This is a genomic window from Methylobacterium sp. ap11, from assembly GCF_900110515.1.
GTDB lineage: Bacteria > Pseudomonadota > Alphaproteobacteria > Rhizobiales > Beijerinckiaceae > Methylobacterium > Methylobacterium ajmalii.
Genome location: NZ_FOEB01000001.1, coordinates 156,763 through 178,514, shown reverse-complemented (window position 1 = coordinate 178,514; position 21,752 = coordinate 156,763). Strand labels below are relative to the sequence as shown.

16 protein-coding genes are annotated in these 21,752 nt (G+C 73.9%); 12 read left to right on the top strand and 4 right to left on the bottom strand.

The window, feature by feature from the left end; all coding sequences use genetic code 11:
* The first annotated feature begins 26 nt into the window (after positions 1–26).
* Genes BMX97_RS00785 through BMX97_RS33460 form a run of 4 tightly spaced genes read left to right on the top strand, consistent with a single transcriptional unit; the run spans position 27 to position 2,731 of the window.
* Positions 27–713, top strand: coding sequence for a Crp/Fnr family transcriptional regulator (locus BMX97_RS00785; protein WP_060847844.1), 687 nt, complete (start codon positions 27–29; stop codon positions 711–713).
* 24 nt (positions 714–737) lie between these two features.
* Positions 738–1,700 (top strand): C45 family autoproteolytic acyltransferase/hydrolase, encoded by a 963-nt coding sequence (locus BMX97_RS00780; RefSeq protein ID WP_091744445.1) that lies wholly within the window; start codon positions 738–740, stop codon positions 1,698–1,700.
* A 59-nt stretch (positions 1,701–1,759) separates the two neighbouring features.
* Positions 1,760–2,233 carry an NAD-dependent epimerase/dehydratase family protein gene (locus BMX97_RS33465; protein WP_244538213.1) on the top strand — a complete coding sequence of 158 codons (474 nt, stop codon included), beginning with the start codon at positions 1,760–1,762 and terminating at the stop codon, positions 2,231–2,233.
* A gap of 30 nt (positions 2,234–2,263) precedes the next feature.
* On the top strand, positions 2,264–2,731 hold the full coding sequence (locus tag BMX97_RS33460) for a Rossmann-fold NAD(P)-binding domain-containing protein (RefSeq protein WP_244538212.1): 468 nt from the start codon (positions 2,264–2,266) through the stop codon (positions 2,729–2,731).
* Here BMX97_RS33460 and BMX97_RS00770 read toward each other — a convergent pair.
* Entirely contained in the window at positions 2,710–3,345 is a 636-nt protein-coding gene (locus BMX97_RS00770; protein WP_244538211.1) for a TetR/AcrR family transcriptional regulator, read from the bottom strand. The two genes, BMX97_RS33460 and BMX97_RS00770, sit on opposite strands and share 22 nt — an antisense overlap.
* A 184-nt stretch (positions 3,346–3,529) precedes the next feature.
* On the opposite strand from BMX97_RS00770, the gene BMX97_RS00765 reads away from it, so the two are divergent.
* The 7 genes from BMX97_RS00765 to BMX97_RS00735 all read left to right on the top strand — a co-directional run bounded on the left by BMX97_RS00765 (position 3,530) and on the right by BMX97_RS00735 (position 12,646).
* Positions 3,530–4,765 (top strand): HlyD family secretion protein, encoded by a 1,236-nt coding sequence (locus BMX97_RS00765; RefSeq protein WP_091744440.1) that lies wholly within the window; start codon positions 3,530–3,532, stop codon positions 4,763–4,765.
* 253 nt (positions 4,766–5,018) lie between these two features.
* Positions 5,019–6,581, top strand: coding sequence for a DHA2 family efflux MFS transporter permease subunit (locus tag BMX97_RS00760; RefSeq protein ID WP_091744437.1), 1,563 nt, complete (start codon positions 5,019–5,021; stop codon positions 6,579–6,581).
* A 510-nt stretch (positions 6,582–7,091) separates the two neighbouring features.
* Positions 7,092–8,189, top strand: a complete 1,098-nt coding sequence (locus BMX97_RS00755; RefSeq protein WP_244538210.1) for an ABC transporter ATP-binding protein — start codon at positions 7,092–7,094, stop codon at positions 8,187–8,189.
* Positions 8,186–9,115, top strand: a complete 930-nt coding sequence (locus BMX97_RS00750; protein WP_091744433.1) for an ABC transporter permease — start codon at positions 8,186–8,188, stop codon at positions 9,113–9,115. Before BMX97_RS00755 ends, BMX97_RS00750 begins: the two co-directional genes overlap by 4 nt.
* Positions 9,112–9,888 (top strand): ABC transporter permease, encoded by a 777-nt coding sequence (locus BMX97_RS00745; protein ID WP_091744431.1) that lies wholly within the window; start codon positions 9,112–9,114, stop codon positions 9,886–9,888. The genes BMX97_RS00750 and BMX97_RS00745 overlap by 4 nt, the downstream gene beginning before the upstream one ends.
* A gap of 95 nt (positions 9,889–9,983) precedes the next feature.
* Complete coding sequence (gene rutA, locus BMX97_RS00740; RefSeq protein WP_091744429.1) at positions 9,984–11,066, top strand: pyrimidine utilization protein A; 1,083 nt, start codon at positions 9,984–9,986, stop codon at positions 11,064–11,066.
* Positions 11,063–12,646, top strand: a complete 1,584-nt coding sequence (locus BMX97_RS00735; protein WP_177202078.1) for an amidase — start codon at positions 11,063–11,065, stop codon at positions 12,644–12,646. Before rutA ends, BMX97_RS00735 begins: the two co-directional genes overlap by 4 nt.
* A gap of 4 nt (positions 12,647–12,650) precedes the next feature.
* On the opposite strand, the gene BMX97_RS00730 is transcribed toward BMX97_RS00735, so the two are convergent.
* On the bottom strand, positions 12,651–13,562 hold the full coding sequence (locus BMX97_RS00730; RefSeq protein WP_177202077.1) for a LysR family transcriptional regulator: 912 nt from the start codon (positions 13,560–13,562) through the stop codon (positions 12,651–12,653).
* 103 nt (positions 13,563–13,665) lie between these two features.
* On the opposite strand from BMX97_RS00730, the gene BMX97_RS00725 reads away from it, so the two are divergent.
* Positions 13,666–15,069 carry an MFS transporter gene (locus BMX97_RS00725; RefSeq protein WP_177202076.1) on the top strand — a complete coding sequence of 468 codons (1,404 nt, stop codon included), beginning with the start codon at positions 13,666–13,668 and terminating at the stop codon, positions 15,067–15,069.
* 31 nt (positions 15,070–15,100) lie between these two features.
* Here BMX97_RS00725 and BMX97_RS00720 read toward each other — a convergent pair whose 3' ends face one another.
* Entirely contained in the window at positions 15,101–19,372 is a 4,272-nt protein-coding gene (locus BMX97_RS00720) for a translocation/assembly module TamB domain-containing protein (protein WP_244538209.1), read from the bottom strand.
* A gap of 248 nt (positions 19,373–19,620) precedes the next feature.
* Positions 19,621–21,636: an autotransporter assembly complex protein TamA gene (locus BMX97_RS00715; protein ID WP_091744421.1), complete on the bottom strand. Its 2,016-nt coding sequence runs from the start codon at positions 21,634–21,636 to the stop codon at positions 19,621–19,623.
* Between the last annotated feature and the right edge of the window lie 116 nt (positions 21,637–21,752).

Here is a 21,752-nt window from a genome sequence, read left to right as displayed (position 1 = left end):
CGCCTCCGCGGGGTCGAGGGCATGTGATGGGTCGGCTCGCAGGGTTTCCGTTCTTCAAGGACGCGGGCGTCGACCTGACCTCCTACGAATCGCGCTGCATCTGGCGGCGGTTCGACGCCAACGAGATCCTGGTCGATTTCGACGATGCCTCGACCGACGTCTACCTGCTCGCCTCCGGCGAGGTGCGGATCCTCAACCGGACGCAATCCGGCAAGGAGGTGATCCTGGGCGAGATGCGGGCCGGCGAGTTTTTTGGCGAGCTCGCCGCCATCGACGGGGTCAGCCGCTCGGCCAACGTCACGGCGCTGACCCGCGGCGAGCTCTGCGTGGTGCCGGCCGCGGTCTTCCGCGAGATCGTCTTCGCGGCGCCCCCGATCGCCGACAAGCTGCTGCGGCTGCTCGCCAAGCGCGTGCGGATGCTCAACGCCCGGCTGATGGAGCACGCGGTCCTCGACCTGCGCCACCGCCTCTACGCCGAATTGCTGCGCCTCTCGGCGCCCCGGCCCGGCACCGAGGGCGAGCGGGCGGTGAGCCCGCCGCCCTACCACCACGTGCTCGCCGCCCGCATCGGCTGCCGCCGCGAGCAGGTGACGCGGGAATTCACCGTGATGGCCCAGGAAGGCCTCGTCGACCGCACCCGCGGCGCGCTGATCCTGCGCCGGCCCGACATCCTGGAGGCGCGGGTGGCGGAGGCGCTGCGGGAGGATTCCTGAGGCGCCCCATGCTGAAGGCCGTCCATGCATAAGACCTTCACGGCCCATCGCGAGGACCGCCCCGGTGCGGCGTGGCTCGCGCGGTTCCGGGCTGGATGGGACGAGGCCGCGCGGTGGTATCTCGGCGACGCCGCCGCCCCGCTCCCGGCGGAGGCCTGCCGCGCCGCCCTCGTCCGGCACATGCCCGAGCTCGTCCCGCATTACGACGCGGCCTGCGGGCTCGTCGGCGACGACGACCTCGCCCACAGCATCCTCAGCCATTACCGCCCCGCCGCCCACCGGCAGGGCTGCAGCCAGGCGGTGTGGCTCGGCGAGGACGGCCCGGCGCTCGTGCGCAACTACGACTACCCGCTGACCTCGATCACCGGCCGGATCGAGCGCACCGCCTGGTCGGGCCGGCAGGTGATCGGGATGGGGCAGCGCCCCTGGGGCGGCTGCCTCGACGGGATGAACGACGACGGGCTCGTCGTCAGCTGCACCCTCGGCGGCATCGCCCGGCGCGGGGAGGGCTTCGCCATCATCCTGATCCTGCGCTACCTCCTGGAGACCTGCGGCTCGGTGGCCGAGGCGACCGAGGCGTTGCGCGGCCTGCCGCCGACGCAGCTCCACAACGTCACGCTCCTCGACCGCACCGGCGACCACGCCACGGTCTTCCTCGGGCCGCGGCGCGCGGCGGCGGTGACGCGCCAGCGCACCTGCACCAACCACCAGGAGCGGGCCTCGCCCGCCTCGCGCTCGGCCCTGCGCCAGGGGGTGCTGGACGAGGCCCTCGCCGATCCCTCGACCACGCTCGCCGGCCTGACCGCGCGGTTCTTCGATCCGCCGCTCTACTCGCGCAAGGCGGCCTTCACCACCGCCTACACGGCGGTCTACCGGCCGGCCGAGGGACGGGTGGACTACCTCTGGCCCGGCCACCGCTGGAGCCAGAGCTTTTCCCGGTTCGAGGAGGGGGCCTACACGCACGATTACGGCGCGCTGGAGCCGTAGCGGCGGACCCGCGCGGACGGGATCGGGGACCGGACGGTCCGGCGGATCGGGGACGGCGCATGCGGATGCTGGTGCTCGGCGGCACGCGATTCCTGGGTCGGGCGGTCGCCGCGCGGGCGGTCGGGCGCGGCCACGCCGTCACCTGCGCGGCGCGGGGACGATCCGGCGACGCCCCGCCGGGCGCCCGCTTCGTGGCGATCGACCGCGACCGGGCGGACGGGCTCGACCCGCTCGCGGGAGAGACCTTCGACGCCGCCGTGGACGTGGCGCGCGACCCGGGCGGGGTCCGGCGGGCGCTGGCGGCGTTCGCGGGCCGGATCGGGCACTGGACCTTCGTGTCGACGACGAGCGTCTACGCCGACACCGCCACGCGCGGGCAGACGGCCCACACCGCGCCGCTCCTGGCGCCGTCCGACGACGGATCCTACGGGGCCGCCAAGGTCGCCTGCGAGCGGGCCTTCGACCGCGATGCCCTGATCTGCCGGGCGGGCCTGATCGTCGGCCCCGGCGATCCGACCGGGCGGTTCTCGTAATGGATCGCGCGGGTCGCCCGGGGCGGGGAGGTGCTGGCACCGGCAGAGCCCGACGATCCGGTCCAGTGGATCGACGTCCGCGACCTCGCGGCCTGGATCGTCCACGCGGCGGAACGTGGCCTCGCCGGGCCGTTCGACGCGGTCGGGCCGCCTTGCACCCGTCGCGCCTTCCTCGACGGCTGCGCCAGTGCCCTTGGCTCCTCGTGCCGGTACGCCTGGGTCGATCCGGCCTTCCTCGACCGACACGGGGTGAAGCACGAATCCGGCCCGTTCTCCCTGCCGCTCCCGCTGCCGGACACGATCGGCGACGCGTCGCGCGACGTCGCGGCGACGCTGGCGGCGGGCCTGAGCGTGCGGCCCCTGGGGGAGACCGCCCGCGACACCCTGCGCTGGCTGGAGACGACCCGCGGTCCCATCACGGGTCTGACGGCGGGCGAGGAGGCGGCCCTGCTGGCCGCCCGGCACGCGGAGCGGGGCTACCGCCCCTCCGGCCCGTAGGCCGCGAGGAAGACCCGCACGGCCTCCGCCACCCAGTAGCTCGTCTCGGCCTCGGTCGGCGGGTCGCCGACGGCGAAGAGCAGGCGGCGCATCGTGGTGGCGGCGCAGAGGTCGAAGAAGTGGCGGGCGGCGAGGTCGGAATCCATCGCCCGCAGGCGGCCGGCGGCGACCTGGGCGTCGAGATAGGCCCGCAGCCGCGTGCGGCCGAGCAGCGGCCCGGCCTCGTAGAAGGCCCGGCCGAAGCGCGGGAATTTTTCCGCCGCACCGATCACCATCCGCACCGAGGCGATGTGGTCGGGCCGGACCATCGCCTCCATCAGGCTGGTGCCGAGGCGGCGCAGGACGGCGGCGATGTCGGGGTCGTCGTGGTCGAGCCGGCAGATGTTTTCCGCGAGGCTGCGCTTCTCCTCGATCGTCAGCGCCTCGAACAGCGATTCCTTGCTCTCGAAATAGACGTAGAGCGTGCCCTTCGAGACCCCGGCCGCCTTGGCGATCGCCCCCATGCTGGCGCCGTCGAAGCCGCTGGCGAGGAACACCTCGCGGGCGCCGTCCAGGATCTGGCGGCGCTTGTCGGTCTCGGCGGCGGTATCGGCGGTCTTGGAGTCGGTGCTCATGATCGGAGCCATTGTGGGGGCGCGGAGGCCGGGGTCAACCGGGCGTGTGCGCTGCACACGGCATCGATTGACCGAACGGTTCGGTCAACGTAGTATCGCGGCCGTTCGAGAGCCGTCAATCGACTCGAATCTTGCGATTCGAATCGGGCGATTCGGGTCGGCGCGGCTGGGACGGATGACGACGATGGCGTTTCGAGACGATTACGCGCAGGGCCGGCCCGCCGGCGAGGCGCCCACCAAGGCGGTTCCCCAGGCCGAGGCCCCGGCGCCCGCCCCGCCCGCGGGCGCGCCCGCCACGCGCAAGCGCCCCTTACGCCGCCTCGTGCTGCTGGCCCTCGTCGCCGGCGGCGGCGCCTACGGCGCCTCGGCGGGCCACGAGTGGTGGACGACCGGCCGCTTCTTCGTCACCACCGACGACGCCTACGTCCAGGCCGACATCTCGACCCTGGCCGCCAAGGTCTCGGGCTACCTCGAGGCGGTGCCGGTGGTGAACGGCCAGGCGGTCAAGGCCGGCGACGTCGTCGCGCGGATCGAGGACGGCGACTACCGCCTGGCTCTCAAGGCCGCCGAGGACAAGCTGGCGACGCAAGGGAGCGTGATCGCCCGCATCGCCCGCCAGGCCGAGGCCGCCCGGGCCCAAGTGCTGCAGGGACGGGCCCAGATCGACGCCGCCAAGGCCGACCAGGTCCGGGCCGCCGCCGACTACCAGCGCCAGACGCAGCTCGCCCTCTCCGAATTCGCCGCCAAGTCGCGCCTGGAGCAGTCGCGGGCCGACCGCGACCGCTCGGACGCCACCGTCAAGGGCGCCGAGGCCAACCTGATCGCGCTCCAGGCCAACGTCGCGGTGCTGGAGGCCCAGACCCTCGAGGCCGAGAACCTCGCCGCCGAATTGCGCACCGCCGTCGACCGGGCGAAGCGCGACCTGTCCTTCACGGTGCTGCGCGCGCCCTTCGACGGGGTGATCGGCAACAAGGCGACGGAGGCCGGGGCCTATGTCGGGCCGGGCTCGCGCATCGCCGCGCTCGTGCCGCTCCAGAGCGCCCGGGTCGACGCCAACTTCAAGGAGACCCAGCTCGGCCGGGTCCGGGTCGGCCAGCCGGTCCACATCCGGGTCGATGCCTGGCCCGATCGCGACATCCTCGGCACCGTCGAGAGCCTGTCGCCGGCCTCCGGCTCGGTGTTCAGCCTGCTGCCGCCGGACAACGCCACCGGCAACTTCACCAAGATCGTCCAGCGCCTGCCCGTCCGGGTGCGGGTGCCCGAGGAGGTCGCCCGCGAGGGCCTGCTGCGGCCGGGCCTCTCGGTGGTGGTGCGGGTCGATACCCGCGGCCTCGACGAGACCAAGCCGCCGGCCCCGATCGAGCCGCACCGGGCGGTGTCGGAGGGTGGGGCGGCGGCGGTGCGCACGGCGGGTCGTTGAGGCGGAAACGAGCGCCCCCGAAGCCCGTGGACCAGACGTGACACCCTCGGCGTCATCCTGGGGTTCGCCGAAGGCGAGAACCCGGGATCCATAAACGCCGAGGGCGCCGAACGGGGCGGGACGCGATCTGCTCCATCCTGCAAGGGCGGCGGTTATGGATCCCGGGTTCCGCTGCGCGGCCCCGGGATGACCCTGTGAGGTGGAAACGCCTCCGCACACTCGATCATTTTCTTCCCTAGCAGGCTTATCCGACATGGCCGCGACCCCCGCGCCCGCCGACGCGCCGATCGACCGCCGCCGCATGGTGGCGTTCGTCTGCATGGTGTTCGGGATGTTCATGGCGATCCTGGACATCCAGATCGTCTCGGCCTCGCTCGCCGAGATCCAGGCCGGCCTCTCGGCCTCGGCCGACGAGATCCCGTGGGTGCAGACGAGCTACCTCATCGCCGAGGTGATCTCGATCCCACTGTCCGGCACCCTGTCGCGGGTCCTCTCGACCCGCTGGATGTTCGTGATCTCGGCCGGCGGCTTCACCCTGATGAGCCTGATGTGCGCCACCTCGTCGACGATCGGCGAGATGATCTTCTGGCGCGCCCTGCAGGGGTTCATCGGCGGCGGCATGATCCCGACGGTGTTCGCCTCGGCCTTCACGATCTTCCCGGCGTCCAAACGCAGCATCGTCTCGCCGATGATCGGGCTGGTCGCGACGCTCGCCCCGACCATCGGCCCTACCGTCGGCGGCTACCTCACCGACCTGTTCAACTGGCACTGGCTCTTCCTCGTCAACATCGTGCCGGGCATCTTCGTCACGGTCTCGACCTACCTCCTGGTCGATTTCGACAAGCCGAACCTCGACCTCCTCAAGCGCTTCGACTGGGCCGGCCTCGGCCTGATGGCGGCCTTCCTCGGCTGCCTCGAATACGTGCTGGAGGAGGGCCCGACCCACGACTGGTTCCAGGAGGAGGCGATCTTCGCCGCGGCCATCGTCTGCGGGGTCGCGGGCTTCGGCTTCTTCTGGCGGGCGCTCACCGCCGAACAGCCGATCGTGGACCTGCGCGCCTTCTCGGACCGCAACTTCGCCGGCGGCTGCCTGTTCAGCTTCGTCATGGGCATCGGCCTCTACGGCCTGACCTACCTGTACCCGGTCTATCTCGGCCGGGTGCGCGGCTACTCGGCGCTGCAGATCGGCGAGACGATGTTCGTCTCGGGCCTCTGCATGTTCGCCACCGCGCCGATCGCCGGGCGCCTCTCGGCCAAGGTCGATCCGCGGATCATGATGGCGATCGGGTTCACGGGCTTCGCCGCCGGCACCTGGATCGTCACCGGCATCACCAAGGATTGGGACTTCTACGAATTGCTGTGGCCGCAGGTGCTGCGCGGCTGCTCGCTGATGCTGTGCATGATCCCGATCAACAACATCGCGCTCGGCACCCTGCCGCCGGCCCGGATGAAGAACGCGTCCGGCCTCTACAACCTCACCCGCAACCTCGGCGGCGCGGTGGGCCTGGCGCTGATCAACACCGCGCTCAACGACCGCTGGGATCTGCACCTCGCCCGCCTGCACGAGCGCTTCACCTGGACCAACCCGATGGTGCTGGAGCGCCTCGACAGCATGGCCAAGGGCTTCTCGGGGCTCGCCGGCAACCCGGACGCCATGGCGCTGAAAGCCATGATGAACACCGTGCGGCTGCAGGGCCTCCTGATGAGCTTCTCCGACGTCTTTCTGATCCTGACCGTGCTGTTCGTGCTGATGGCCTGCGCCACGCCGATGATCCGCCGGCCGCGCCCGGGCGGGGCGGGGGCGGACGCGCACTAGAGCATTTTCCGACGAGGTGGATGCCGGCTCGTCGAAGAAAATGCGGCAGAATCAAAAACCTAGATAGCTTCGCGATTGCAACGCGATCGTGAAGCGCTCTATGCGCGGGAGACGGCGCACGAGAAAAGGCGCCCCTGCCCGGATCGGGGCAGGGGCGCCAAGTCTATGACACGTCTCGGGAGGAGATGCGGAGGCCGCCCGGGTCGAAGGACGCGGCGGGCGGAATCAACGCGTGTCGGAGGCAAAGCTACACCCGGTTTTCCCGGTTCCACAAGTCTCCGCGGCCCTCGACCTTGGTCCGGGGCGGGTGACCGGGGGTTACTTCTGCGTCAACCGGGCGCCGGGAACCGGCCGCGCGGCACCCGGGCCGGGCGCCAGGCCGTTGATTCCCGAGGCCTTTTCCACCCGCGGCCGGCCGGTTCGGCGACGGAGGCGACCGGCGGTCCTTTCCAGGCGGCCCCGACCCGCGATAAGTGTCGTTCTCCCGCCCGCCCGCGCCGCCCGGACGACGTGACGACGCCTCATCCCTCCGCGATCCCGCCCGCCACCGGCCACCTCCGCTTCGAGGCGGTCACGAAGCGTTTCGGTGCCCATCCCGCCGTCGACGGCGTCGACCTCGACCTCGCGGCGGGCGGCGTGTTCTGCCTGCTCGGCCCGTCGGGCTGCGGCAAGTCCACGCTGCTGCGCCTGGTGGCCGGGTTCGAGGAACCGAGTTCCGGAAAAATCCTCCTCGACGGGCAGGACCTCGCCGGGGTGCCGCCGCACCGCCGGCCGGTCAACATGATGTTCCAGTCCTACGCCCTGTTCCCGCACCGGGACGTGGCGGGCAACGTCGCCTACGGGCTGGAGCGGGAGGGCCTGGGCCGGAGCGAGGTCGCCGCCCGGGTCGCCGAGATGCTGCGCCTCGTCCAGCTCGAGGCCTTCGGCGCCCGCCGGCCCGACCGGCTCTCCGGCGGCCAGCGCCAGCGGGTCGCGCTCGCTCGCGCGCTGGCCAAGCGGCCCCGGGTGCTGCTCCTCGACGAGCCGCTCGGCGCCCTCGACCGGGCCCTGCGGGAGGAGACGCAAGCCGAGCTGCGGACGCTGCAGCGCCGGCTCGGCACCACCTTCGTGGTCGTCACCCACGATCCCGCCGAGGCGATGGTGCTCGCCGACCGCATCGGCGTGATGGCGGGGGGCCGGCTGGTCCAGGCCGGCGCGGCGGCCGACCTCTACGAGCGTCCGGCCACCCGCTACGTCGCGGGGCTCCTCGGCGACGTCAACCTGATCGAGGGCCGGCTCGGGGCGGGCGGGGCCGGAACCGTGCGCGGCCTCGACACGCCGCTGGGAGCGCTCCGGGCCTTCGACCACCACGGCGCCGGTGAGGCCGGCACGCCCGGCCTCCTGGCGCTCCGGCCCGAGCGGCTGGCGCTCGCGGCCGAGGGGCTGCCGGGCACGCTCCTGGACACGATCTATCTCGGCGACAGGATCGTCTGCCGGGTCGGGATGGCGGACGGGCGGGTGCTGCGCGCCGCCCTGCCTCCCGGCGCCGGCCCGGCCCCGGGCGCGGCCGTGCGCCTCGCCTTCGCGCCCGAGGCGGCCTCGCTGCTGCCGGGCGGACCGGCCTCGTGAGCGGGCGGCTGCGCGCCTCCCTGCGGCGGCTGGCGCTGCCGGCGGTGCCGCTCCTGTGGCTCCTCGCCTTCTTCGGCCTGCCCTTCGCGGTGGTCGTGAAGATCAGCCTGTCCGATCCGGCCACCGCCCTGCCGCCCTACACCCCGGTGCTCGACTGGGATGCGGGCCTGGCGGCCTGGGCCGACGTGCTCGCCGCCCTCGACTTCGAGAACTACCGCACGCTGATCGCCGACCCGCTCTACCTCGACGCGGGGCTGACCTCGCTGAAGGTCGCGCTCGGCGCCACCCTGCTGCTGGTCCTCGTCGGCTACCCGATCGCCTACGCGATGGCGCGGGCGCCGCGGGCCTGGCAGCCGCTCCTCGTCGCCCTGATGGTGATCCCGTTCTGGACGAGCTTCCTGATCCGGGTCTACGCCTGGATCGCGATCCTGAAACCCGACGGGCTCCTCAACCAGGCGCTGGTCGGGCTCGGGCTCGTCGCGACGCCGGTCGAGATCCTCAACACCCCGGCGGCGGTGATGATCGGCATGGTCTACGCCTACCTGCCGTTCATGGTGCTGCCGCTCTACGCGGTGCTGGAGCGTCTCGACCGCGGCCTCGTCGAGGCCGCCCGCGACCTCGGGGCGAGCCGGCTCGCGGCGTTCCGCACCGTGACCCTGCCGCTGTCGCTGCCCGGCCTCGTCGCGGGCGCGCTCCTGTGCTTCATCCCGATCACCGGCGAGTTCATCATCCCGGACCTGCTCGGCGGCACCGACACCCTGATGCTCGGGCGGGTCCTGTGGAGCGAGTTCTTCTCCAACCGCGACTGGCCGCTCGCCTCCGCCGTGGCGGTGGTGCTGCTCGTCCTCGTCGCCGGCCCGGTGGTGCTCTTCCGCGAGGCCGAGGCGCGGCGCCTGGAACGACCCGAGACGGGCGATCCGCGATGAGCCGCCCGCATCCCCTCGCCTGGGCCGCGCTCGCCCTGGGGCTGGCCTTCCTGTACGGGCCGATCCTGCTGCTCGTCGCCTACTCGTTCAACGCCTCGCGGCTCGTCACGGTCTGGGCCGGGTTCTCGACCCGCTGGTACGCGGGCCTCCTCGACAACGGCCCCCTGGTCGACTCCGCCCTCGTCACCCTCGAGGTCGCCTTCGCGTCGGCGAGCCTCGCGACGTTGCTCGGCACGCTCGCGGCGCTCGCCCTCGACGGCCGCCGCCGCTTTCCCGGCCGGCCGCTGCTCACCGGCCTCGTCTACGCCCCGATGGTGATGCCGGAGGTGATCACCGGCCTGTCGCTGCTGCTGCTGTTCGTCGGCCTCGGCATCCCGCGCGGGTTTTGGACCATCGTGGTCGCGCACGCGACCTTCACGCTGTGCTTCGTCGCCGTCGTGGTGCAGGCCCGCCTGCGCCTCCTCGACCGCGCGCTCCTCGACGCCGCCGCGGATCTCGGGGCCGCGCCCGTCACGGTCTTCCGCACCGTGACCCTGCCGCTGATCGCGCCCGCGGTGATCGCCGGCTTCCTGCTGGCCTTCACCCTCTCGATGGACGACCTCGTGATCGCGAGCTTCGTCTCGGGGCCGGGCGCCACCACCCTGCCGATGCGCCTCTACAGCCAGGTCCGCCTCGGCGTGACCCCGGAGATCAACGCGATCTCGACCCTGCTGATCGGGGCGGTGAGCCTCGCGGTGCTGGGGGCGTCCGTGCTGACGGCGCGGGGTCGTTAGCCGGGCGCGCCGAGGGTGACCCGAAAACGGCCCCGATCCTGCAACGCCCCGTCCGGACGGCCTCCCGCTGCCCACCGGAACCCGGAGCCTTGCGCATGGATGTCGGCGTGTTCATCCCGATCGGCAACAACGGCTGGCTGATCTCGGAGGCGGCCCCGCAATACAAGCCGAGCTTTGCCCTCAACAAGGCGATCGTGCAGAAGGCGGAAGCGCACGGGCTCGATTTCGCCCTCTCGATGATCAAGCTGCACGGCTTCGGCGGCAAGACCGAGTTCTGGGACTACAACCTCGAATCCTTCACCCTGATGTCCGGCCTCGCGGCGGTGACCGAGCGGATCAAGTTGTTCGCCTCGACCGCGGTGCTGACCCTGCCGCCGGCCCTCGTCGCCCGGATGGCGACCACGATCGACTCGATCGCCCCCGGCCGCTTCGGGGTGAACATCGTCTCGGGCTGGCAGAAGGCCGAGTATTCCCAGATGGGCCTGTGGCCCGGCGACGACTATTTCGGCTACCGCTACGACTACTCCACCGAATACGTCCGGGTGATGAAGGAGCTGTGGGAGACCGGATACTCGGACTTCCGGGGCGAGCATTTCCGGATGGAGGACTGCATGATGAAGCCCGCGCCGTCGGGCCCGATCCCGATCGTCGCCGCCGGCCAGAGCGGGCGCGGCATGGAATTCGCCGCGCAATACGCCGACTACAACTTCGTGCTGGGCTCCGGCCTCAACACGCCGACCGCCTGCGCGCCGACCTGCGCCCGGCTGATCGAGGCCGCGGCGAAGACCGGGCGCGACGTCGGCTCCTACGTCCTGATGATGGTGATCGCCGACGAGACCGATGCGGCGGCCGAAGACCGCTGGATGGCCTACCGCCAGGGGGCCGACGTCCAGGCGCTCGCCTGGATGCTCGACCAGAGCAACCAGGACAAGGACGCCTCTGCCGATTCGACCGCGACCTGGATGAACCTCCCCGAGGGCGCGGTGAACTTCAACATGGGCACGCTGGTTGGCTCCTACGCCAAGGTGGCGCGGTTGCTCGACGAGGCGGCCACCGTGCCGGGCGTGAAGGGCATCATGCTGACCTTCGACGACTTCCTCGCGGGCCTCGACGCGTTCGGCACCCGGATCCAGCCGCTCATGGCCTGCCGCCGGGATCGTCGGGAGATGGCCGCGTGAGCGTGTCCGACTCGCTCATCGCCCGCACCATCCTGGCCGGCACGGTGGCGGAAGGCGCCCCGGCCCGGGACCTGCCCTCGGCCTGGGACCGGGACGCGCCCGAGCCGGCCCAGGCCGAGCGGTGCCTGCGGCAGGCCGCCGAGGCGACCGGGGCGGCGACGCCCACGATACCGCCCCTTCCGCCGGTCGAGGCGGGCCCGCTCCACGCCCTCGGGATCGGCGCCCTCCAGGCCGCCTTCGCGGCGGGGAGTACCGACCCGGTGGCGCTCCTCGCGGCGCTCCAGGCGCGCATCGCCCGCCACCCCTCCGGCCGCGACGCGGTGCTGGCGCCGGTCCCGGGGGCGCGGGAAGCGGCCGAGGAGAGCGCCCGCCGCCTCCGGGCCGGGCAGGGCCGCCCCCTCGAGGGAATCCCGTTCGGCATCAAGGACATCGTCGACTGCGCCGGCGCACCCGTGACCTGCGGCTCGCGCCTCACCGGCGACCGGGTGGCGGAGGCCGACGCGACCGTGGTGGCGCGGCTCAGGGCCGCCGGGGCCATTCCGCTCGCCATGCTCGCCACCACCGAGTTCGCCTGCGGCTCGGCCCACAACCCGCGCTACGGCGCGGTCGCCAACCCGTGGGACCGGACGCGCTGGACCGGCGGCTCCTCCACCGGCTCCGGCGCGGTACTCGCGGCCCGGCTGATGCCGCTGGCGCTCGGCACCGACACGGGAGGGTCGATCCGGGTGCCGTCCGCCTGGTGCGGCGTCACCGGCCTCAAGGCCACCCGGGGGCTCGTGCCCCGCACCGGCGTCGCGCCCCTGTCCTGGACCCTCGACCATGTCGGCCCGATGGCCCGCTCGGCCGCCGACCTCGCCCGGGTAATGCCCTGGATCGCCGGCCCCGACGGGGCCGACCCGCACGCCGCCGGCCGCTACGACGCCTCACGCGCCCGGGATCTCGCGGGCCTGCGCGTCGGCGTGCCGGACGGCTGGTTCACGGCAATGCAGGACGACGCGGTGCTGGCCGCCTGGGAGGCGATGCTGCGCCTGCTGGAGCGCCGCGGCGCCCGCCTCGTGCCGGTCGATCTCGGCGCCGTCGCGACCGCGCACCAGGACGGCTACACGATCGTGATGGCGGAACTGGCCTCGCTCCAGGAACCCGACCTCGACCGCGCCGCCGCGCTCGATCCCGGCACCCGCGCCCGGCTGGAGCAGGGCCGGCTCTTCTCCGCCGCCGACTACCTGCGTGCGCTGCGCCGCCGCCCCGTGGTGCTGGCCCGGGTGCTCGACGCGCTCGCCGACGTCGACGTGCTGGTCACCCCGGGCCTCGGCGGCGAGGCGGCGGCGCTCGACACTCTGACGGTGGAGGTGAACGGCGCGGCCCACCCGCTCCAGGCGGTGCTGCCGCGCAACACGATGCTGTTCGACTATACGGGTCTTCCGGCCCTGATGCTGCCGACCGGACGCGGCCGCACCGGGCTGCCGGTCGCCGCGCAGGTGGTGGGGAAGCCGTATGACGACGCTGTATGCTTGAGCGTGGGGGCGGCGTTCCAGCGCGAGACGGGGCATCACCTCGCGGCGCCGTCGGAGGCGGGGTGACGGCTCACCGCCCGAGGGTCGTCTCCGCGGCAGCGACGAGCCACGCCGCCATCGCGGGGGCGACCGTGTCGGCCTGATCGCACCAGCGCGCCACCTGGACCTTCGACGAGGGCCGCATCTGAGGCACCCGCACCAGCCGGGTCAGGCGGCGCCGGCGCAGCGCGTCGGCGACGAGGAGCGAGCGCGCCAGCACGATGCCGTTGCCGTCCTGCGCCGCCTGCAGGGCCGCGCCGATGTCGCGAAAGCGCATCGCGAGCGGGCGCACCCCGTCATCCCCGAGCCACGTCACCCAGGACCATTCGTTGCCGATCCCGTCGGCGGCCTGCCCCTTGCCGAGCCGCGGCAGCCGGCGCCAGTCCCGGCCCGGACAGGCGCGGCGCAGCACGGGCGCGACGACCGGGAAGACGGTCTCGACCGGAAAGGCCAGCTCGCACCGGCCGCTCGCCTGCCCCTCGCGCGGGATCCAGAGCAAAGCCAGATCGGTCTCCTCCGGCACCGTGCCGGGCCTGCCGTCCCAGAGGCTGCTCTCCCGGGTCGTCACCTCGATCGTGACGGCCGGAAACGCCGCCGCCAGGTCGGGCAGGCGCGGCGAGAGCCACCAGGCGAGGAGCGCGTTGCTGACGCCGATCCGGAACGGCCGCGGGGCCCGCCCGCCCGCGACCCGCTCCCGCAATCCCGCCAGCGTCCCGAGCAGCGGGGCGAGGTCTTGCGCGAGGCGCTCGCCCGCCGGCGTCGGTCGCAGGCCTGGATTCAGCCGCTCCAGCAACGGCGCGCCAAAATAGTCTTCCAGCCCGCGCAAGCGATGGCTGACGGCACTCTGGGTCAGGCCGAGTTCGGCGGCGGCCCGCGTCACGCTTGCGTGCCGCAGCACGGCGTCGAACGCCACGAGACCGGGGAAGGGGGGCAAGCGGTGCATCGGCCTCGTCCTGTGCCCGACACGACGAGCCATGAAACGAGTTCATACGGGCGGTTGCAACTCTCATTTGCTTCGTCTGCCCCGGCTCCGACTGATCGGGGCCATGACCATTCCCCGCGAACCCGCCGTCACCCCGCCTCCCGTCACCTTGCCCTCCGCCGCCTGGGATCGGCGTGCGCGCCTCACCGCCGGCGTGCTCGGCCTGGGGGCCTTCCTGACGCAGTTCGACGTGACGGCCCTGGTCGTCGTCATGCCGGAGATCGGCCGCGACCTCGGCCTCGGCATGCCGAGCCTCGCCTGGGTCATCGACGCCTACAGCCTCGCCTTCACGGCCGCCCTGCTGGCCGCCGGGGCCCTGGCGGACCGCCACGGCCGGCGCCTCGCGCTGCTCCTCGGGAACGCGCTGTTCGCCGCCGCGTCCGTCGCCTGTGCGCTCGCCTCGACCGCGCCCTCCCTGTGCGTCGCTCGTGCCGCGCAGGGCATCGGCGCGGCCTTCCTGATCACCGGCGCGATCGCGTCGATCGCCGGCAGCTTCCCGGATCCCGCCCTGCGGGCCCGTGCGCTCGCCCTGACCGGGATCCTGTCGGGCGTCGCGATGGCGCTCGGTCCGACGCTGGGCGGCCTGCTCGCCGCCCGGCTCGGATGGCCCGCGATCTTCCTCGCCAACATCCTGCCCTGCGGGGTGATCGCGCTTGCCGTTCCCCGCTTCGTCGGCGAGGAGCGGAGAGGGGGCGGAAGGCCGATCGACTGGCCGGGATTGCTCGTCCTCATCGCCGCGCTCGGTCTCGCGGTCGAGGGAGTCCTGCAAGTTCACGCCGCCCCGACGGCGGGCCTGGCCGGCGTGGCGGCCAGCGTCGCGCTCACGGTCGCCTTCGCACGCCGGCAGCGCCGGCGGGAGCATCCGCTGATCGATCCGGCCCTCGTATCGGATCGCGGCGTGCAGGCCGTCGTCGTCCTGCTGCTGTCCGTCTCGGCCAGCTACTGGGCCGTCCTGGTCTCCCTGCCGGCCTTCCTGATCGCGGCCCACGGGCTGGGCCCGCAGGAGGCCGGGGTGGCGCTGCTCGCGGCGGCCCTGCCGATGCTGGTGCTGCCCCCGGTCGGCAGCCGCATGGTCGGGCATCTCGGCTGGCGGCGCACGTTCGGGAGCGCGCTCACGCTGATCGCCGTCGGGAACGCGATCCTGGCAGGGGCGGCCGGCGCCTCGGCCATGGCCGGCGCGCTCGCCGGCATGGCAGCGCTCGGCGCCGGGGCGGCGCTCGCCCATTCCCAGCTCACGGGGGCCGTCGTGGCCCTCGCGCCGCCCGGGGCGACGGGCATGGCCTCGGCCGTCACGATGGTGGCGCGTCAGGCCGGGTTCGCGCTCGGCGTGGCGGGGCTCGGCGTGCTGACGCCGACGACGCCGGGCGGCGCCGGCTACGCGGCCGTCTTCGCCGTCGCCGCCAGCGCCGGCCTGATCGGGCTCGGCGCCTGCCTCGCGCTACCGGACATTCCGAATCGGCCGCGATGAGAGTGTCGCGCCGAATGCACGCGCATCCGGCTCAATACTCCCACTCCGCGCCCACGCCCACGGCCGTCCGCCCGTCGGCGCCGGCCTCGCCCTGCACCTTGATCCGCCCGGTCACGTCGTACGTGATGGTCGCGGCGCTGTCCTCGGGCCGGGCGCCGGCGCGCACGCCGACATTGACCCGCTCGCCGAGCGCCCGCGACAGGCCGACCGCAGCGCCGCCCTTGGCGCCGGCCTGGATGTCGAGACTGTCGAGGCCCAGGCCCTTGCGGGCGCTCTCGAACACGTCGGGGCCGCCGGCGCCGCCGGAGAGCTGGGCCACGGCCTGGGCCAGCTGCAGCGCCTGGAACGGCGAGAGGCCGCCGGACGCCTTCTTGAACAGGAGGCGCGACAGCACCTCGTCCTGCGGCAGCGGCGGCTCGGAGGAGAGCGCGAAGTCAGGCTGGTTGGCCGGGCCGGTGACGGCGATCTTGGCGGTCACGTCGCCGGCCTGGGACTGGGCCAGGAAGTCGAGCTCCGGCGCCGTCAGGTCGCCCGCGAAGGTCAGGCGGCCGCGGGTGAAGTCGAGGCGCTGGCCAACGACCTGGATCCGGCCGCGGCGCATCGCGAAGGCGCCGTTGGCCACCGGTGCTGCCGAGGTGCCGGTGAGGCGCAGAGACCCGCCGAGCTCGGCATCGATGCCGCGGCCGCGCACGGTGATGCGGCCCGGCGCGTTCACCGTCAGGTCGAGGGCGGCGAGGAAGGGCGGCGCCTTGCGGCCGCGCCGCGCCGCCGCCGCGCGCTTGGCCCGCGCGTCGAGGCGGGCGCGCATCTGCGGCGGGGTGTTGACGTGGCGGATGCCCGGCAGCGGCTGCACCGTCGCGGGCAGGCGGTCGGGCACCGAGACGTCGAGGGAGACGACGTCGACCTGGCCGCTCACCCGCGGCGTGCGGGCGAGCGGCCCGGTCAGCGACAGGTTGAGGCCGGTGATCAGGGTCATCAGCGGGCTCGACACCAGCTCGGCCCGGTCGGCCCGGATGGTCAGGCTGCCGGGAAAGCCGGCGGCCGGCTCGACCGCGACGCGGCCCTGGACCTCGAGGGTGCCGCCGTTGCGGGTCGCCGCGGTCAGGCGCTCGATCACCAGGCTGTCGCCGCGGCCGGTGACGCGGCCCTGGATGTCGGTGAGGCGCACGCCGTTCAGCGGGTCGGTGAAGCTGCCGCCGGTGAGGACCGCCGCGCCGTCGATTTTCGGGGACTGGAGGGTGCCGGCGACGCCGGCATCGAGGGCGACCCGGCCGGTCACCCGCTGGCCGCCGGTCGCCAGCAGCGAGTTGGCGAGCGCCGCATCGAGGGTGCCCCGGGTGCGCAGGGCGAGCGCGCCGCCGGGCTCGACCGGCACCGAGCCGGAGAGCGCGAGCTGCACGCCCTTGCCCGCCGTCACCGTGCCGTCGAGGCCGGCGCGGCCGTCCTCGATCCGCCCGGAGGCCCTGGCGTCGATCGGCGGCAGGCCGGCGGAGCGGGTCTCGGGCGTCACGAGGCGCGAGACGCTCAAGGAATAGCGGCCCTCCGGGCTCGCCGCCGGGCCGGCAAGCGCGGCCTCGCCGTCGAGGGTGCCGGACAGCGCCAGGCTCGGCGCGGCGATGCGGGCGAGCGAGAGCGGCACGGCCTTGAGGCCGAGGCGCATGTCGAGGCGCTTGCCCAATGTCCCGTCGAGGCTGGCCCGGCCGGATCCGGCGGCGATGGCGAGCCCCGAGACGGTCACGCCGTCGTCGCCGAAGGTGATCCGGGCCGGGCCGGCGAGCGCCAGCCGGTCGGCCCCGCGCACGGCCGTGAGGCGCGCGAGGTCGAGGCGCGGGGGCTCGGCCGGAATCAGCCGGGCGGCGCCGTCGAGGGCGAAGCCCCGGGCCCGGGCCTGGAGCACGAGGTCGCTGCCGTCGGAGGCCGGCTTGGCGTCGAGGCGGATCGCCTCGATCGTCTCCGAGCCGGCGACGAGCCGGTCGGCGTTGAGCCTGCCCGAGACCCGCGGGCTCGCCCACAGGTCGGTGCCGGCGAGGTCGGCGTCGAGGCGCGACAGCGCCAGGGAGGCGGCACGCACGCCCTCGCCGGTCGCCCGCACCCGGGCATCCTGGCGGCCGCCGGCGCGGCTCAAGCTGATCGCCGCGTCGAGGCGGCCGGAGAGGCGGGTGAGCGCCAGGGCCGAGAGGTCGTCGAGGTTGCCGGCCTTGACCGCCACCTCGCCCTCGGCGAGGCGCGTGGCGGGATCGACGGCGGCGCGGCCGGTGAGCGCGACCGAGCCGAGGCCGAGATCGAGCCGGTCGAGCAGCCAGTCGGCGCCGCGTCGGGCGAGGTGGAGGTTGCCGGCGAGCGGCTTGCCGTCGACCCGGCCGGACAGGGTGAGCGTCCCGTCGAGGGCGCCGGTGGCGTCGGTCACGCTCGCCTTGGCGAGAAGGTCGCGGACCGGCCGGCCCATGGCGCGGGCCTCCGGCGCCGCGAGCGCCAGGGCGAGGTCCGGGTGCTCGAGCGAGCCGGTGAGGCGGGCGTCGAGGCCGGCCTTCCCGGCGAGCTCGGGGTCGAGGGTGGCGAGGTCGGAAAGATCGACCCGGCCGGTCATGTCGGCCCTGGTCTCGGTGGCGCGGCCGTCGAGCGTCGCGGTGAGCGCCTGCCCGGTGAGCCGCGCCGCCTGGACGGCGTAGCCGTCGGGCAGCCGCGTCAGGCGGCCGGCAAAGCGCAGGTCGCGCCCGAGCGTCCGGTCGAGGGCGGGCGTGCCGAGATAGAGCTTCTCGGTGCTCGCCTCGACGTCGGCGGTGACGCCGGCCCGCCCCGGATCGCCGGAGAGCAGCGCCTTGGCGGCGACGCGGCCGCCGAGCGGCCGCCCGGCGGCGAGCGAGAACGCCGCGAGGTCGGGCAGGTCCGCCGTGAGCGTGCCCGCCACCACGTCGCGGCCGATCCGGCCGGTGTAGCGGGCGCTGGCGGTGGGGGCCTCGATCGTCATCGCGTCGAGGTCGGCGACGCCGTTCGGGTCGAGGCGGCCGACGAGACGGAACGACGCCTTCGGACCGACCGCGCGGCGCAGGGCGGGGTCGGCGAGGTAGAGGCCCTCGACCTCGGCCTCGGCGGCGAGCCGGAAGGCCTGGCCCTCCTTCGCGCGCGGCAGGGGCGCGACCGTGAGGTCGGCGCTCGCCCGGCCGAGGCGGCTGCCCGCGGCCGAGAGGCCGGCGGCCTTCAGGGTGCCGCGCACGGCCGGCGCGTCGAGGGGCCCCTTCAGGCTCGCGTCGAGCATCAGCGATTCGAGGGTCGACTCGCCGGCCTTGGTGACGCCGCCCTCGGTCGGCAGCGCCCGGGCCTGAAGGGTCAGGTCGGCGTTGCGGGCGGCGTCGACGGCCCCGGCGAGAGCCAGCCGGGCGGTGCGGGAGGTGAGGTCGAACCGGTCGACCCGCACCGCCCCGTCGTCGGCGAAGCGCAGGGAGCCGTCGAGGCGGGTGGTGCCGGAGAAGACCGCGGCGAGGGGGCCGGGCATCAGCCCCTCGACCCGCGAGGCGAGGTCGAGGGTCATGCGCCGCTCGGGGCCCGCCCGGTCGATGCGGGCCCGGCCGTCGGCGCCGATGCCCTCGCCGGCCTTGAAGGCCAGGGTGGCGTTCCAGGCGTCGAGGGTGCCGTTGCCGTCGAGGTCGAGGGTGACCGGCGGCAGGCCGGGCAGGTTCATCAGCCGCGCGGCCAGCCCGCCCGCCGGCTCGTCGTGGGCGAGCTTCAGCTCGAGCCGCGCGGTGTCCGGCACGTAGGCGAGCTTGAGGGTGACGGTGCCGGGCTTGTCGAGGCGGCGCAGGCCGAATCCGAGGTCGAGGCCCTCGCGCGGGTCGCCGAGGGTCGCCTGGCCGGCCCCGCCGATGCGGGCGGCCTCGCCGAGGACCGGCTCGCCGATGACGAGGTCGGTGAGCGCGAAGGCCTTCACCACCACCTTGACCGGCAGGTCGGGCAGCAGGGCCTCCTTGTCCTGCGCGGGCGGGGTGGCCGAGGGCACCGGCCGGCGCAGGACCTCCAGGCGCCCGATCTCCAGCCGGTCGATCTCGAGCCGGCGCGACAGGAGCGCCGTGCGGCGCCAGATCAGCCGCGCCTTGTCGAGCCGCAGCCAGACCCCGTCGCGGTCGGCGATGGCGACGTCCCGGATGGTCGCGTCGGACGACAGGGCCCCGTCGACGGCGCCGATCGAGACCCGCGAGGTCGGGGTCGAGAGGGCGCGCGACAGGAGGTCGCCGAGGATCGTGGTCTCGCCCTCGGCCGCCTCGCCGGTGGCGGCGTGGCCGAGCCAGGCGAGGGCGAGGAGCGTCACCGCGACGGCGGCGCTGAGGAGGCGGGATGCCGCCCCACCCTTTCCCGGACGACGAGAGCGAAGCGGCAGGAGATCCGGGAACCAGGGGAGATGTGCCGCGAAGCGGCTCCCGATGCCGCACCGTTGCAGACGGGCGGACGCTTCGCGACTTCTCATGCTGGATCCCGGATCTCCTTCCGCCGACGCTCCAGTCGCCCGGGAAAGGGGGGAAGCGGACAAGTCCCGCGCACGTCCTCGCAGCTGCATCATCAGAAGGCCTGGCCGAGGCTGATGTAGAGGGCGACCGGCGGCTGCTTGAGCTGCTTGTCGGGGTTGAGCGGCACCGCCAGATCGACCCGGATCGGGCCGATGCCGGTGTAGTAGCGAAGACCCAGGCCCGCCGCGATGCGGATGCGCTCGTCGAAATCCGGCAGCGACCCGGCGAACGCCGTGCCGGCATCGACGAAGGGCACGATGCCGATCGTGTCGGTGATCTTGATCCGGCCCTCGACCGAGCCCTCGAGCAGCGAGCGCCCGCCGATCGGCAGCTGGTAGGGGCCGATCGGCCCGACGGTGCGGTAGGAGTAGCCGCGGATCGAGCCGCCGCCGCCGGCAAAGAAGCGCAGCGAGGCCGGCACGTCGGCGAGGTTGGCGCCGCTGATCGAGCCGAAGCCGAGGCGCGCGGCCAGGATGTAGCGGCCCGCGTCGTCGAACGAATAGTAGGTCGAGCCTTGCGCCTTGGCGAGGAGCAGGTCCGGGCTGTTGCCGAGACCCGCATAGGGCGTGAGCGAGGCGGTGACGCGAAACCCCTTGGTCGGGTCGAGGAGGCTGTCGGTCGAATCGTAGGTGACGCCGGCATTCAGGCCGACGAGGCCGTAATCGACACGGCCCAGCGCGTCCCGGTCCGAGCCGAAGCGGCCGTCGAGCCCGACCTGGGCCGAGAAGGCGTCGGCGAAGCGGCGCCGGATCGCCACCGTGCCGCCGGCGGCGTCGCTGAGATAGGATTGCTGCACCTCGCGGCCGACGAAGGCGCTGGCGAGCAGGTCGTTGCGGGTGCCGAACAGGGCGGGCTTGACGAAGGTGGCGGCGAGCCGGCCGCCCAGCCCGTTGGTCTCGATGCCCGCGAGCTTGCGGCGCCGGGCGTAGAAGTCGGTGCCGAGCCCGAGATAGGACAGGTCGGCGTCGATCCGCAGGGTCTCGCCGCCGCCGAACAGGTTGCGGTCGGCCCAGTAGGCGCGCACGCCCGGCCCGTCGACGGTGGAGTAGCGTGCCGAGACGCCGACGATGTGGCGCGCCCGCTCCGTCACGTCGACGAAGACCGGCAGCGTGCCGTCGGGATCGAGCGCCGTGCCCTCGCGCACCCGCACGCCGCCCAGCGCCTCGATGCGCGAGACCGAGCGGCGGATGTCGGACAGCGCCTGCGGCGAGTAGGGATCGCCCGGTTCGGCGTAGATGAACGAGCGCACCACCGCCGGATCGACGGTCTTGGTGCCGCGCACCGTCACGGCGCCGATCGCCGCCTTGGGGCCGGGATCGACCACGAAGGTCACGTCCATGACGTGGGCGGTGTCGTCCACCACCGGCTCGCGGCGCAGCACCTTGGCGAAGGGGTGGCCGTCGCGGCGGAAGGAATCGACCACGGCCGCCTCGCGGGCCAGCACCGTGGCGGAGCGGGCCGGCACCTCGCCGTCGACCCGGGTCAGGCGCTCCGGCACCGCCCCGGGGCCGAAGGGCAGGCCGGACGGATCGAGCACCGCGATCCGGCGCAGGTGGTAGAGCGGACCCTGGTCGACCGTGATCCGCACCGCCACGAGGCTGCGGTTGCGCGCGGCCTCGGCGGCCCGCACGGCGGAGCGCGCCGCCGCGTCGCCGCCCAGCACCACGTCCTCGATGCGGAAGGTCGCGGTGCCGGCATAGTAGCCGAAGCCCGAGAGCGCATCGACGAGGCGCGGCGCGTCGGCCTCGGCCCGGCGCAGCAGGCCCTCGCCGTCGGGCGGCGCGTCGTTGCGCAGGCGGTAGAGGCCCGACGTGTCCTTGAGGGCCTGGAGCAGGTCCTCGTCCTCGACGCCCTGGAAGCGGACGGAATAGGGCAGGGCGGCCGGGCTCGGGGCCGGCGGCGCCTCCTCGGCGCCGAACAGCCCGAACAGGTCGAAGGCCCGGGCGGGCTCCGCCGTCCCGAGGCCGAGCGCGAGCGCGATCCCCACCGCTCCGGTGCGACCCAGTCCGCGACCACACCTGGACGGACGCTCCCGCAGAGCGCCACGACGTTCGACCCGACTCCGCATGCCCCCCGGCCGTGCTGCCGGCGCCGCCCGACGGGACGGTGCCGAAAAAAACCCACCTCACGCCCGCGGCGCGCCCGATTGAAAACCCGCCCGTGGAATGCCACGATCGGCAGGTC

Bases quoted from the DNA above. Each gene is read 5' to 3' on its own strand.
- BMX97_RS00785 (WP_060847844.1), top strand. From the start codon at position 27: ATGGGTCGGCTCGCAGGGTTTCCGTTCTTCAAGGACGCGGGCGTCGAC.
- BMX97_RS00780 (WP_091744445.1), top strand. From the start codon at position 738: ATGCATAAGACCTTCACGGCCCATCGCGAGGACCGCCCCGGTGCGGCG.
- BMX97_RS33465 (WP_244538213.1), top strand. From the start codon at position 1,760: ATGCGGATGCTGGTGCTCGGCGGCACGCGATTCCTGGGTCGGGCGGTC.
- BMX97_RS00770 (WP_244538211.1), bottom strand. From the start codon at position 3,345: ATGAGCACCGACTCCAAGACCGCCGATACCGCCGCCGAGACCGACAAG.
- BMX97_RS00765 (WP_091744440.1), top strand. From the start codon at position 3,530: ATGGCGTTTCGAGACGATTACGCGCAGGGCCGGCCCGCCGGCGAGGCG.
- BMX97_RS00760 (WP_091744437.1), top strand. From the start codon at position 5,019: ATGGCCGCGACCCCCGCGCCCGCCGACGCGCCGATCGACCGCCGCCGC.
- BMX97_RS00745 (WP_091744431.1), top strand. From the start codon at position 9,112: ATGAGCCGCCCGCATCCCCTCGCCTGGGCCGCGCTCGCCCTGGGGCTG.
- rutA (WP_091744429.1), top strand. From the start codon at position 9,984: ATGGATGTCGGCGTGTTCATCCCGATCGGCAACAACGGCTGGCTGATC.
- BMX97_RS00730 (WP_177202077.1), bottom strand. From the start codon at position 13,562: ATGCACCGCTTGCCCCCCTTCCCCGGTCTCGTGGCGTTCGACGCCGTG.
- BMX97_RS00725 (WP_177202076.1), top strand. From the start codon at position 13,666: ATGACCATTCCCCGCGAACCCGCCGTCACCCCGCCTCCCGTCACCTTG.
- BMX97_RS00715 (WP_091744421.1), bottom strand. From the start codon at position 21,636: ATGCGGAGTCGGGTCGAACGTCGTGGCGCTCTGCGGGAGCGTCCGTCC.